Origin of the sequence: Hydromonas duriensis, assembly GCF_004363775.1 — a bacterium.
Classification (GTDB): Bacteria; Pseudomonadota; Gammaproteobacteria; order Burkholderiales; family Burkholderiaceae; genus Hydromonas; species Hydromonas duriensis.
Genome location: NZ_SNZE01000014.1, coordinates 1 through 14,458 on the forward strand (window position 1 = coordinate 1; position 14,458 = coordinate 14,458).

Annotated in this window: 8 protein-coding genes; 4 read left to right on the plus strand and 4 right to left on the minus strand. The window is 50.4% G+C overall.

The window, feature by feature from the left end; all coding sequences use genetic code 11:
* The coding region (locus tag DFR44_RS11570) for a hypothetical protein (RefSeq protein WP_211336917.1) at positions 1-223 on the minus strand (223 nt) is incomplete at its 3' end.
* On the opposite strand from DFR44_RS11570, the gene DFR44_RS07160 reads away from it, so the two are divergent.
* From DFR44_RS07160 to DFR44_RS07170, 3 genes are all read left to right on the plus strand, one after another.
* A complete protein-coding gene (locus DFR44_RS07160) occupies positions 189-8,012 on the plus strand; it encodes a hemagglutinin repeat-containing protein (protein ID WP_211336918.1) in 7,824 nt (2,607 codons plus the stop codon). The genes DFR44_RS11570 and DFR44_RS07160 overlap by 35 nt on opposite strands.
* A complete protein-coding gene (locus DFR44_RS07165; RefSeq protein WP_133620536.1) occupies positions 8,012-8,575 on the plus strand; it encodes a hypothetical protein in 564 nt (187 codons plus the stop codon). Before DFR44_RS07160 ends, DFR44_RS07165 begins: the two co-directional genes overlap by 1 nt.
* A 93-nt stretch (positions 8,576-8,668) precedes the next feature.
* The gene (locus DFR44_RS07170) at positions 8,669-9,271 is read left to right on the plus strand and encodes a hypothetical protein (protein ID WP_133620537.1); all 603 of its coding nucleotides are present in this window, start codon (positions 8,669-8,671) and stop codon (positions 9,269-9,271) included.
* A 255-nt stretch (positions 9,272-9,526) separates the two neighbouring features.
* On the opposite strand, the gene DFR44_RS07175 is transcribed toward DFR44_RS07170, so the two are convergent.
* Together DFR44_RS07175 and gshA are read right to left on the minus strand one after the other, a co-directional pair.
* Positions 9,527-9,928, minus strand: a complete 402-nt coding sequence (locus DFR44_RS07175) for an Lrp/AsnC family transcriptional regulator (RefSeq protein WP_133620538.1) — start codon at positions 9,926-9,928, stop codon at positions 9,527-9,529.
* Positions 9,929-9,955: 27 nt separating this feature from the next.
* The gene (gene gshA, locus DFR44_RS07180; protein WP_133620539.1) at positions 9,956-11,596 is read right to left on the minus strand and encodes a glutamate--cysteine ligase; all 1,641 of its coding nucleotides are present in this window, start codon (positions 11,594-11,596) and stop codon (positions 9,956-9,958) included.
* Positions 11,597-11,788: 192 nt separating this feature from the next.
* On the opposite strand from gshA, the gene DFR44_RS07185 reads away from it, so the two are divergent.
* Entirely contained in the window at positions 11,789-13,576 is a 1,788-nt protein-coding gene (locus tag DFR44_RS07185) for an ABCB family ABC transporter ATP-binding protein/permease (protein WP_133620540.1), read from the plus strand.
* Here the strand turns inward: DFR44_RS07185 and fghA are convergent.
* Positions 13,573-14,409 (minus strand): S-formylglutathione hydrolase, encoded by an 837-nt coding sequence (gene fghA, locus DFR44_RS07190; protein WP_133620541.1) that lies wholly within the window; start codon positions 14,407-14,409, stop codon positions 13,573-13,575. The genes DFR44_RS07185 and fghA overlap by 4 nt on opposite strands.
* Positions 14,410-14,458 lie beyond the last annotated feature (49 nt).

The following is a 14,458-nucleotide window of genomic DNA, read 5'->3' on the forward strand; positions in this document are numbered from 1 at the left end:
TAAACTTATCCACAGGTGCAACCCAATTTGCGCCTTTAACTGCCTGGTCAAATTTCAACGCGCACTCATGGTCAGTTTTACTCGAGCAACAACACAACAGCAGCACCATCAACAACCAAAGTGGCGCATTGATAGCCACTGACACCCTCACCGCCAACGCACACACCATCAACAACCAAGCAGGCGTGATGGCTTCTGACGCCGCGCTCAACATCCAAGCCACCGATGTATTCAATGACGCAGGCTTATTACAAGCGCAAACCCTCAGCTTAAGCACCGCCAACCTCAGCAACGTCAACAGCAACACCAACACCACAGGCATCGTCGCCTCTAAAACCCTCAACATCAACGCCACACACTCAATCAACAACCAAAGCGGCGTCATCGCAGGCAACGCTTCTGTGGTGCAAGCGGGCAGTATCAATAACAGCAAAGGCAGCATCCAAGCCGCACAGAATCTAACGGTCAACGCCAACAGCGTCAACAACAACCTCGGCAACATCAGTTCAGCAGGCACACTCAAGGTTCAAAGTACGACGCTGAACAACAATACAGGCAATATCGCCAGTACGGGCGACCTCACCGTCACCGCCGACACACTGGTCAACAGCAGCGGCAATCTCATCGCCGACGGCCGCAACACCATCAACGCCAGCACGCTCACCAATGACGCTGAAGGTTTGGTTCAAGGTAAAGACTTAAACATCACCGCCGACACCCTGACCAACACCGAATCAGGTGCAACGGGTGGGCTTATCGCCACGAACGCGCTGACGATAAACGCCACCACCCATCTCAACAACGCCACAGGCTTTATCGGCAGCAAAGACCTCACCCTCAACGCCAACGCCATCGACAACCAGTCGGGACAAATCAATGTGTCGGGCAACGCCAGCGTGGCGGCCAGCAGTCTAAACAATCAAGCGGGCTTGGTATACGCGGCCCAATCCGCCACGTTAAACATCAACAGCATAGACAACAGCAACACCGCACAAGACCTCAGCGTCAAACAAACCAAAGCGACGGGCATCCAAGCCAACACCTTGAGCATCACAGGCGATGCCCTCAACAACGCTAAAGGACAAATCGTCGGTGGCAACATCAGCACCGCTTTAAGCAGCCTAGACAACCAAAGCGGTCAAGTCCTCGGCAACAACCTCAACCTCAGCGCAACCCGCTTAAGCAATAACAATGGGCAACTGCTAGCGAATGACACCCTTAAACTCGCCACCGACAACTACACCCATCAAGGCACAGTTCAAGGCAATCAGCTCACCGAACTCAACCTCACGGGCGACTTCACCAATCAAGGCACGCTCAGCTCAGGTGGCAGTTTAACCATCCACACCACGGGTAACGTCACCAACCAAACAGGCGCTACACTGAGCGCGGCCGACACCCTAGACGTGTCAGGACAAAACATCCACAACGAGACCAACGCCACCATCGTTGCCAATCACACCCAACTCACCGCCGTCGACACCCTCACCAACGACGGCACGATTGATGGCGGTCTGACTGAACTGCGTGCAGGCAAGCAAATCATCAACAACAGCAAGATTTATGGGGGCGACTTTAATGGCAACGGCGGCATCTTAATTGGCACCGACACCCTGACCAACAATGCCAACGCCGTGATTGCCAGCCGAGCGGGCATGAACATCGGCGCACGACAAATCACCAACAATGTCGGTGGATTGATTCAAAGCCAAGGTGATTTAAGCGTCGGCCGCACCTTGGGCACTGCGGCAGAAGGCTATGCCACCACGGGCACAGCTGACCGCATTGACAACAACTCCGCCACCATTGAAGTCGGTGGCAACGTGACGCAATGGAATGTCGCCGAGACTCACAATAACAACACGCAGTTTAAAACCGAAGCGGGTACGCCCGTATCAACCAATGGTAGCTATTACTACATTAACGGTCAGGAATTTGGCTTAAATGAAGCACGCTTGGTGTATAGCATGCGCGATACACCAGGGGTTCATGAGGTTGTACCTTCCAGTGACGACCCCCTACAAGTCTTAATCGTGCGAGACGGCGAGTCCTTCAACTATGTTGTTACACCGTCTTCAACTTACCCCACTAGTAACTTTGGTGTATTGGGTGAACCTCTTTACAAAGCCAATCCACAAACAATTGAGATTTTAAACAATTCCAAGCTAAGAATGGGTACTGGTTTTTTTGGTGGTGCTGGACTAACTCTAAATGACCGTGCGGATTTAGAAGCTTTAGGCATAGACTCAAGCAACTCTTATAATTTCGAACGCTATGCAGATTTTCAACTAAAGCCCGCCAACCGAAGTTATGAATACCTGCATCAAGCTTATTTACCAGAACGTACTTACACATACTCGACTGGGAAAGACAACCCAGCGCAAACGGTCAAATACTCAGAATCATTCACCTACTCAACCACCGACCCCATTTGGGCGGCATTTGGCGTGAGCGCACCGAAGTCAAGCACACCCGCACCCACAAGACCGACGGCCCCAGTGTCGCCCAAAGGCTACAACTGTGACTCACCAAATATGGCGGGTAGTACCATTTGCACTCAATACCATACAGACTTGGTCCAATACAACCAAGACAAGCCAATCTATGACAGTTGGATGAAAGACAATCTGCCTGCCTATTTAGAACTCAATGCTAAAATCAACGCCTTTAATCATGACATCAAGGCTCGCACTTACTATGACTGGCAAATGTTTACAGGCGTGAACCAAACCACCACGCCTGTTGTCACCAGCAACGCACCCGCTAAAATCATCGTCGCAGGCAACATGACATTGTCAGGGCATATTACCAACGACAAGAGCCAAATTGTGATTGGTGGCAATTTAACAGGCTCAGTCAACGGCATTGACAATGTGGGCGCAGAAGTACAACAAACCCATCATAAAATCGGCGACTACACGGACACTTCGACATACCGTCCCAACTCCACCAACTACTTCCGTCATATAAATACCGTTCACATTGATGAGGAGCAACCAAATACCACCGTCAACCTCGCCGTCGCCGAGACCAAGCTCAACGCAGGCGCGCAAGCGCTCAACAGCGCGACCAGCAGTACGAGCAACGGTTCAGGTGCGGTCAATGTCGCAGGACAAAGCAGCGCAGTAGGCAACGCTGCGGGCACGGCGAACGCCGATGGCAGCCCTGTCAGCACCGTCCCCACCAGCGACGGCAAAGGCATCCGCACGGTGGCATTTAACGGCATCCTGCCCTCGAACGTCATGTTCAGCCAAACCACAGACCCTGCTCTGGACTACCTCATCGTCACCGACCCGCAGTTCACCAACAAACAACGCTTCCTCTCCTCGGACTACATGCTCAACCAGTTTGATGCCGACAAGAAGTGGCAGCGCATTGGCGACGGCTACTATGAACAAAAGCTCATCAACGACCAAATCATCACCGCCACGGGCAAACGCTTCATTGGTGACTACAGCTCCAACGAAGCACAATACAAAGCCCTGATGAATGGCGGCGTGGCGTTTGGCAAACAGTTTGGCTTAACCGTCGGTTCTGCACTCACGCCCGAGCAAATGAGCAAACTCACCACCGACATCGTCTGGATGGTCGAACAAACCGTCACCCTCGCTGATGGCAGCACGCGCAAGGTGCTCGTGCCTAAAGTCTACCTCGCCGTCAACACGCTCGACCTTAAAGGCGACGGCACGCTCATCGCCTCTAAAAACAACTTCCTCACCGTCAAGGGCGACGTCAACAACAGCGGCGGCACCATCGCCGCGTTCAACACCATGAACCTGAGCGCGGACAACATCAACAACCGTGGCGGCACCATCGGTGGCAACAAGGGCAGCGACATCACCCTACGCGCCACCAACGACATCAACAACATCGGTGGCACCTTACGCGGCGGCAACATTGCACTGGATGCGGGACGCACCATCAACAGCGTCACCACCACACAAAGCAGCCACACAGGCGACATGAGCAACCCGTACCAGCGCGGCTACGCCAGCAGCCGCACCGCGATAGATCAAGTCGCTCGCATTCAAGGCCTCGATGGCGACCGCACGCAAGTGTACATCGACGACCAAGGGCAAGCACATGGCTACACCCAAGCCGCCGTGGCCATGAATGCAGGCCATGAAGTCAACCTCAAAGCCACCGATGTGAGCAGCGCGGGCTCAACCCAAATCACCGCTAAGGACATCAACCTGACCACGGTCGATACAGGCTTCGCAGAGAACATTACTTACAGCTGGACGAGCAAGAACAAACGCCGCTCCGACCGAGCGGATACCGCCGAGGTCGGCACTCAAATCAGTAGCGTGGGCGACACCACGCTGGTGGCGGACAATGCCATTAAAGCCCGCGCCGCCACCATCGCCGCAGATGGTGCCACCACATTGATGGGCGACACCGTCACTTTAGAAGATGGTCGAGCCACGCACAGCAGCTATGAAGAAACGTATAAGAAGTCCAAAGGCTTCCTCTCGTCGAGCAGTAAACACACCATCGACAGCAAGTCGAGTGATGAAACGGTGGGCACCTCCGTCATCGGTGACAGCACAACCATCATCGGCACGCACGATGTGAACATCAAAGGCTCGACGGTGTTTGGTAACAATGGTGTGGACATCGCCAGCGAACAAGGCAACATCAACATCAGCGCGAGCGAAGACCGCTTCAAGGAGTATCACTACAGTAAAGAAACCAAATCAGGTCTCGGTGCTCTCGGTGGCGTCTCTTACGGCAAGATGAGCGACGAAAAAGGTCGCACGGTTGACAAAGTCGGGCACACGGGTGCCACCATCGCCAGCTTGAACGGTGACGTGAACCTGCAAGCGAAGAGCGGCAAGATAGGCATCGAAGGTTCGACCGTGAATGCGGTCACGGGCGATGTCAACGCCTTGGCGCAGAACATCGCCATCACCGATGTGCACAACACGGCGACTGAAGACAGCTACACCAAGTTCAAATCGGTCGGGGTCAGCGTCTCGGTCAGTTCGCCCATACTCGATGCGGCGAAGAGTGCCGACACCATCAGCAGCCAAGCCGACAAAGCCCAAGGCGGCACACAAATTGGCGCACTGGCGGTATCGGGTGGGTTGGCGGCTTATAATGCCTACAGAGGCATTGCTGAAGTCGGCAAGGACTTGGGTAAACTCGCCAGCGGTGCTTCGACAGGTCAAGTACTCGGTGCGCTCGGTTCCGTCTCCATCACGCTGGGGATGCAGAAGTCTGAATCCAAATCGCATGGTGAAGAGTCAACCAGTCAAGGCTCTAACGTCACGGCGGGCGGCAAGGTCAATCTGACCGCTACGGGCTTGGGCAAGACGGATGATTCTAAGCTCAACGCTGAACGTGGCTCGGACATCTTGATTCAAGGCTCTACCGTTGCGGGTCAAGGCGGGACGCACCTTAAAGCCGATGATGACATCATCGTCAAGGCGGGTGAGTCCACCAGCATGATGAAGTCGACCAACAAGAGTTCGGGCGCGTCGATTGGGGTGTCGGTCGGTGCACAAACGTCGTTGAACATCGGTGTGAACATGGGACGCGGTCATGCCAATGGGGACTCCACCACGTACACCAGCAGCACGGTCGGCAGTGCGAACAGCCAAACCACGTTTGACAGCGGCGATGACACGACCATTACGGGCGGTCAAGTCATTGGCAAAGGGGTTAAAGGGACGGTGGGCGGTGACTTAACCGTCACGACCTTACAAGATGTGAACCATTACGATGCGAAGCAAACCAGTGCGAGCATCGGCGTGTCGATTCCTTTGGGCCCTGGGGCGGTTGGGGTGTCGGCGAGTTTCTCGAATGAGAAGACGCATGCCAATACACAATCGGCGAACCAAACCAGTGGCGTGTTTGCAGGAGTGGATGGGTTTGATGTGAATGTTAAAGGTCAAACGGAACTGAATGGCGGGGTCATCGCCAGCAGTGCCGATGCGACGAAGAACAGTTTGAGCACGGGCAGCTTGGTCACGCATGATGTGGTGAATACGTCGGATTACGACGCGAAGAGCATGTCGGCAAGTGCGTCCTACAGCGGCACGGATTCGAGGACGGGTAAACAAAGCGGTTATAACGGCTGGAATGCGGGTTTGCCTTCGGCGATGAATGCCAAAGACGCCGAAACCAGCACGACCCGTGCGGGGGTGTCGGCGGGAACAGTGACGATTACCGATTCTGCGGCGCAACAGGCTGCGACGGGACAAACAGCTGAACAGACGGTGGCGGGTTTGAACCGTGATGTGAGTGCGGATGCGCAACAGAAAACAGGCGTGACGAACTTGTATGAGCGGGATAAGGAGAAGATTGAAACAGGGTTTGCGATTGTCAAAACCCTAGGTGAGAACTTCAATACGTTTATGTCGCACATGGCGAAGGATTTGGATGATAAGGGCAAGCAACCTGCGGTGGATGCTCAGGGTAATCCGATTATGATTGCCGATAAAGGTGCGAATGGTGAATCGTTCATGCGCCCAGCGACGATTGCGGAGGCGGTCTCGAATCACCTTAATCCTGTGGGGGATGTGGCGAGCAGTTATATCAGCCAGAATAATGCGTTTGGTAATGGCGGTTATGGCAACATCATCTTGACGGCGATTGTGGGGGCGGCGAGTGGTAATGTGACGGGCAGTGGTTCGGCTTTAATACAAAACGCTGCGATTAATGTGGTGCGGCAGTATGGGGCAACTCAGATTAAGCATATGGCGGATTCGTTTATGACGGATGGTCAAGCCAATGGCACGAGTGAGACGATTCGGGCTGCGTTGCATGCAATTGCAGGTTGTGCTGGGGCTGCGGCGACAGGCGGGGATTGTTCGTCTGCAGCGGCGGCCAGTGCGGCGACGGTGGCGTTGAATAACTTGATTGCGGCGGATACGAGTAAGATGACTGCGGAGCAGAAGCAGGCGTATTCGAATCTGATCGGTACATTGGTGGCGGGGGTGACGACTGCCGTCGGTGGGGATGCGGCGGCGGCAACGTTGGCGTCTAAGGTGGAGTATGAAAACAATGGTGCTCTCGCAGGATTATATAAACATAATAAGGCCTTACATGAAAGACAGGCAATCGATGAGTTGAACCAAAAGCTTCTACAATATCCTGTATGTAATCGGGCGCCTGATCCATCGGCTTGTGTGAGTGCAGAACAAAACAAAGTCAACAACGCAGCCCAACGCACAGAAGAGTTTAGACGAGAACAAGCTCGTAACTCCAACATCAAAAAAGCATCATTGGTAAATCAAGCGATTGCCAATGTGGCCAATCAGAAAGCGATTGATGAGACAGGTACATCACCTGGCCATACAGCCGAGGCGGTTGGGGTAGGCGTTGATGCCACGGCGCAAACTGGTACCGAGTTCGAGAATTGCGGCTTGTTGAGAAACTGCACAACGGGTGGGGGTGCGAGTGTAATAGGTTTGCTAACTGATGTGCTAGCTGTAAGCACGGCTGTTAAAGCAATAGGAACAGAGGCTCGAATAGCCAATGCTGAGGCTGCTGCGGCTAGGGCTGAAGCCTCCCTGGCTAAGGTGGAGAATGGGGTGTATGCGGATGCGGGTGCTAATGCTTACGCGGATGATTCGTTTAATTTGGGTAAAACTGAATACAATAGTCCTGTGTCAAATGCGCACTTTGATGCACGACACGGCGCATCAACAACTTTGGAGCAACAGTATCAGAGGGCTTCAAGTGGGATACAGCCTGATGGGACTATTGGTCCGAAAGCAGTTTCTTCTCGTGCTTTCAACGATGGGGATATGCTTACTGCAATTCGAGATGCAGAAGCACGATATTCAGCAAATCCAGCGGCTTACAATAAAAGCGAAGGTATACCCATCACTTTTGAACGTCCTATTGGCGAGGGTTTTACAAAAGGAGGTGGTGATTACAAAATAACCAATGTTATTACGGTTAAAATTGATAGCGCGACAGGCAAAGCAGTTACCGCCTTTCCAAACATTACCGACAAATATGGCATTGTAAAACCCAATCCCCTTGCTGGAGGACGCCCATAATGAATGAATATATTGACATCAGTTGGGGTGCAGCTTATTCATTTTTTGGTGAGTTGGATAGCAACTTGATGGATTCGAGTCATGAGGTAGAGTTTACTACCTTGAACATGGCAAACCGAGAGGAAGCGAAATACGCTATCAAAAAATGGATTGTTAAACCGTTTTTTGAGTTTCCCAGAGCGAATGATAAGCAGAAAATAGCTAAGCACTCATTGCACTTTTTTATGACTCGAGATGGATGTGTGCCGGGTTTTGATATATGGTTAAATGGAATAGAGCCTAGTTTTTTTTTAGAAAAAGACTCAAATGGTTTAAGACATTCAAATTCATTTACGCCATTACCCCAAGAAGAAAGAATCCGCCTCACCAAACAATTTTTTGTTTGGGTATGGGAGGAGTTGTTTCAAGAGCCGTTTGTGCCTTTAACAGATGAAGAAATGAAACGTTATCGAATCCGTACAGACGGGAACTTTTTTAATCAAACAGTTTATGTTGGCGTTGACCGCCGCCACGAAGTGACGTATGCCGAAGACCCCATGACATGGAACAAACATGTTTGGTGATTTAGCTTCCCCAGTGACTTATGTTTCACCTGTTCTCACCTACATTAGCTCGCATCAACTACATTGATACATGACATATAAAAGGAAATATGAATGAAACCCTTGAAAAATACTACAAGATCTCTTCAATTAGGATTATTAATACTCTTGTTAAACGGCTGCGCTTCAAAAAGCTTTAAAAATATCAACATGGAGAATAACGCTGCAATTAGGTTTTATCATGAAGGAGGTTCAAGAGTCCTAGCAACAAAACCGATAGTTGTCGAACAAGATGGGAAGCAGTGCGTTCGTCTTGATAAAAACGCTGAAATAGTGGAAGCAAGTGCAGGTGGTTTTTCAGTCTTGGGTAAAAGCCATGATTTGGGCGTTCCGCCAGTCAAGAAAAACTATCCTGGCATTCGGATCCCTTACTACCCATATGATGATTACTACATTCCAGCAGATGAATTGGTAATGGTATCTGGATACATGGCTTGGGTTTCTGGCAATTGGCAAAAATTTTGCAAACCAAATCCAGTTTTGTTCAAACCAGAAAAAGGGAAATATTACGTCAGCGATATTGTCTTAGATAAGGATGAACGCTGTCGTTTTAATGTGGACAATGATACGATGGGAGTCGATGGATTTGGAGTCTTAACACCTGTAGCTGATTTGAAAACAATTCCAGCTTGTCCTGCTGAACAAAATGCTCAATAAGTAGTCGCTTATGACATAAAAATTCATTAGGGCGTGTTAACACTCAGTCTCATTTGCATCTTAACTTCGTGCTCTTATAGTCGATTGTCCAAATAGTGTTAACACGCCCTTGTTGTTTGTGGTTTTATTGCGCACTCAACCAAGATACCTGTAAAAACAGGACATTTCTTATTAAAACACCCGAGTCCTTTTAAGCCTTATACGCATAAAAAAACTCTTTTTCTAGAGCTTTTTTACGCTTCGCCCTTCCAAACCTCACTTTACACATCGTATCGCGCTGGATACTTTGTATGTCCCATAGCGCAGCAGTGTGTTTAAAAAAGTATCTAGGTCGCCCTTTTCATTCGAGATGAATTCAAATTGATAACAGCCCTCGCCTGTGATTTTATAGGCTTGCTCAATGCGAGGCTCTGCGATTAAAAAGGCTTCAAATCCGTCAAAGTCTAGACGCTCCATAAACATGGTGACGAAATGACGTTCCACATGCTTTTGTCGGATGGTGTAGCCATTGATAAGCCCTTGCTCTTCCAACTGTTGCACGCGAGCTGCGACGGCTTGCCCCGTCAAGTGGACGGCTTTGCCTATTTGTTGCCAACTCATGCGTCCATTGGCTTTTAATTGCTGCAAAATGGCTTTATTGGTGCGATTCAGATTCATGACTTTTTGTTTTAGGCTCGTCGTTGTTTATTCATTACAACAAATTTGTTGTGAGGTGCGCGAGCGGTAGTCTTCGATGAACGCATCAAAGTCTCCTGTTTGCGCGGCTTCCATATTGGCTTGCTCGGCGAGCGATGTGCGCGCCATGTCTTCAAACTGATCTTGTTCAATGGCACTGAGCGGTTGTTGTCTAAACTGCTCGGCAATCCACTGGCTTTGATGGGTGGTGAATTGCGTGAATGAGTTGTTGTGCTCACGGATGCCACGTAGCACGCGTGCCGACGGTGTGTGCTCTGGATTGAGCAGCTTGTCTTTTTGCAGGTTTAAGCTTTCCATAAATTCATTGCCGCCGTGTTGCGCGTCCAAAGCTTGCGCGATGGTGGCGATGTGCTCGATGAGCTCTAAGCCCCAGTCTTGCAAGCGAACGTCGCGCCCATTGTGTTTGAGCATGAGGTTGGGCTGACGGCCTTGCTTAACGGTGCGGGCAAAATTGTCGACGTTGATATGCCCTTCTTCCACATCGGTGAGCGGGCTGTCGTTGAGGGCGCAAAACCACAAAAACGCATCAAGAAAGCGAGTGGTTTGTAGGCTTAAGCCAATGGGTTCAAAGGGGTCTATGTCCATACAGCGCACTTCGATGTATTGCACGCCTCGGTCACAAAGGGCTTCGACAGGTCGCTCGCCTGAACGAATCACGCGTTTGGGGCGGATGGTGGCGTAAAACTCATTTTCAATTTGCAGAATATTGGTGTTGATTTGCACCCATTCGCCATCGCGCTTTGTGCCCAAAGCTTCATATGGCGGATGCGGGATGCGCACGGCTTTGGATAAGCTGCGCATGTATTCCATGAGGGTATTGTAAGGCGGTACGAGTCCGTCTTGGGCGTTATTTTGGTAACCCAAGTCACTCATGCGCAAGCTGGTGGCGTAGGGTAAGTACAAGGTGTCGTCGGACAGTTGCTCGAGCTGGTGCGCCTTGCCGCGCAAGAAATTTTTTGACAAGGCGGGCGATGCGCCAAACAAGTACATGAGCAACCAGCTATAACGCAAGAAGTTGCGAATCAAGGCCACGTAGCCTTCTGATTGAAAGTCTTTGTCGCTTTGCTTGGTTTCGCCTTGTTCCGTTTTCAGTAAACGCCACAAGCCTTCGGGCAATGAAAAGTTGTAATGAATGCCCGCAATGCACTGCATGCTTTTACCGTAACGCAGCGCCAAGCCGCGACGATAGACGTGCTTGAGCATGCCAATGTGTGATGTGCCGTACCATGCAATTGGAATTTCGGCTTCGCTTGGCAATTCGCAAGGCATGGATTGGCTCCATAGCATTTGCTCGCCTAAGTTTGCGTATACAAAGCGGTGAATGGCACTTAATTTTTCTAATGCCAATTGCGCATTCGGTTCAGCGGGGGTGATGAATTCAAGCAGGGATTCTGAATAATCCGTGGTGATTTGCGCATGGTTTAAGGTTGAACCCAGCACTTTTGGATGTGGCGTTGTATTTAAATGCCCATCTGGATTAACACGCAAGGTTTCGCGCTCAATGCCGCGCAGTCCTTCAGCAAATAGGTGACTGTTTTCTGCTTTCAGCAAAAGATTTAGACGTTGCTCGAGAGTGTTGCTTTTCAATGTGATGCCCCATGAAATGTGTTTGATATAGGAACAATCCATGTTGTTTCTATATCCATATTAATAATTTTATTTCTTCGTTCAGTGCCGTTATTCTACACCCCATTCGCAATATGGGTATGACTGCACCTTTTTGGTAAGCAGCTCAATAAAAACGTGTTTTTAGCTTTTACTCGTGCCAAGCAATAGACTGGTAAAATAGCGACCTTTATCAGACAGAACATACTCACACGAATGACTCCCAATTCTCAAAACCGCTCGGACTGGCAAACCATTAAAAGCCTTTGGCCATACATTTGGCGTAGCAAATACCGCGTCATGATAGCCTTTGCCGCCTTGACGTTGGCCAAATTGGCGAACCTTGGCATTCCCGTCACTTTGAAAAAAATCATTGATGGCATGACGCCCAATCCAAACCTGCAAACCGCCTTAATTGTGCCTATTGCGCTATTGGTGGCGTATGGTGGATTGCGCATCTCGATGACCTTATTTAATGAATTGCGCGAAATGGTGTTTTTTCGCGTCTCGGAAAATGCTGCGCGTACCGTGTCTTTGCAAGTATTTAACACGCTGCACAATTTATCTTTAAAGTTCCACCTGAGTCGCCAAACAGGGGGACTGACCCGAGACATTGAACGCGGTACGCGAGGCGTGCGCACCTTGATTGGTTTCTCTTTTATGACCATTGTGCCGACTTTAATCGAGATGTGCATGGTGCTCGGTTTCCTGTGGGCCAAATATGATGTGATTTTCGTCAGCATCACCGCCTTGGCCTTGGTGTGCTACATCGCGTTCACCGTGGGCATCACCGAGTGGCGGACGCAGTACCGCAAGCGCATGAACGAAATGGATTCTAATGCCAATCAAAAAGCCATCGACTCTTTGCTCAATTTTGAAACGGTTAAATATTTCAACAACGAAGCCTTTGAAGCGCAACGTTACGACCAAGGTTTAAAACAATTCCGCAGCGCAGCGATTCAGTCACAAAACTCACTGTCGCTATTGAACTTCGGTCAACAGATGATTATTTCTATCGCGTTGATTGCGATTCTTTGGTACACCACACGCGGCGTGGTCGCAGGCAAGCTCACTTTAGGCGACTTGGTGCTGGTCAATACGTTGATGTTGCAGCTTTATGTGCCGTTAAACTTCCTTGGCGTGATGTACCGCGAGTTGAAACAATCGCTGGTGGACGTGGATAAAATGTTTAACTTGCTGCACAGCGCGCCTGACGTATTGGACGCACCTGATGCGAACGAATTACACGTTGCTCACGGCCGAATTGAATTTAAACACGTTCATTTCAGTTACAACCCCAACCGCCAAATCTTACACGACGTGAGTTTTGTCGTTGAACCGAACACCACCACGGCCATCGTCGGCAAAAGCGGCGCGGGCAAATCGACGCTCTCGCGCCTGCTGTTTCGCTTCTATGACATCGACGCGGGCGACGTTTTAATTGACGGTCAGTCGATTGCTAAAGTCACTCAAACCAGCCTGCGTCGCGCCATCGGCATTGTGCCGCAGGACACGGTGCTGTTCAACGACTCGCTGGGCTACAACATTCAATACGGTCGCCCCGATGCCAATGCGACCGAAGTGCGTGCGGCTGCGAGTGCGGCGCACTTGGATGATTTTTTAAGCCGCTTACCCGAAGGCTTAGACACTGCGGTGGGTGAACGTGGATTGAAAATTTCTGGCGGCGAGAAACAACGCGTTGCAATCGCGCGCACTTTGTTAAAAAACACGCCGATTTTAATCTTTGATGAAGCCACATCCGCCTTGGACTCTCATGCCGAAAAGGCAATTCAGTCTGCTTTTGACGATGCGGCACGCAACCGCACCACTTTGATTGTGGCGCATCGCCTGTCTACCATCATTCACGCGGACCAAATTTTAGTGATGGAAGCTGGGCGCATCATTGAGCGCGGTACGCATGCGCAACTGTTGGCACAAAATGGCAGCTACGCCGCCATGTGGGCGGCGCAGCAAGAAGAGCGAACGATAGAAGCGGTGGCTTAGTTCATTTGGCGAAGGGCATGGGCATGGAATGCCATGTGCTCGCCAATAAACGTGCTGATAAAGTAATAACTGTGATCATATTCAGGCTGCAAACGCAGGTTCAAAGCAACGCCCGCAGCTTGACATGCCGTCACAAATAAAGACGGTTTGAGTTGTGAATCCAAAAATTCATCAGCCGTTCCTTGGTCAATTAAAATGGCGCGAGGAAAGCCCTTAATTTTCACCAACTCACACGCGTCCCATTCACGCCAAGCACTCGTATCGTCACCCAAATACGCTTGAAATGCTTTTTGCCCCCACGGCACTTGTGTCGGCGCAACAATCGGTGCAAAAGCCGAGACGCTAAAATACCGCTCGGGGTGTTTCAACGCACATATCAAAGCACCATGCCCCCCCATCGAATGCCCACTGATGGATTGTCGTCCGTTGGTCGGAAAGTGCGAATGAATCAAGGCGGGCAGCTCATGTACGATGTACTCGTACATATTAAAATGCGTCCGCCATGGGGATTGTGTCGCGTTCACATAAAACCCTGCACCTTGACCCAAATTATATGCGGCATCATCTGCAACCCCATCTCCACGCGGGCTTGTATCGGGCATTACAAGAATCAAACCATGCTCATCCGCATAACGCTGCGCCCCTGCTTTCAGCATAAAGTTTTGTTCGTTACAGGTTAGGCCTGAAAGCCAAAACAAAACGGGACAACGCTCATGTTGCGCCCGTTCGGGGATGAAAACGCCAAACCGCATGGTGCAATTCAACACTTCTGAAGCATGTTGCCACACGTCTTGACGACCGTTGAAGCATTTTTTTCGTTCAAGCTGTTGCATCGTATTTACCTTTTATCCTTCTGTCGTTTTAAGAAAAAACTGTGTGCGT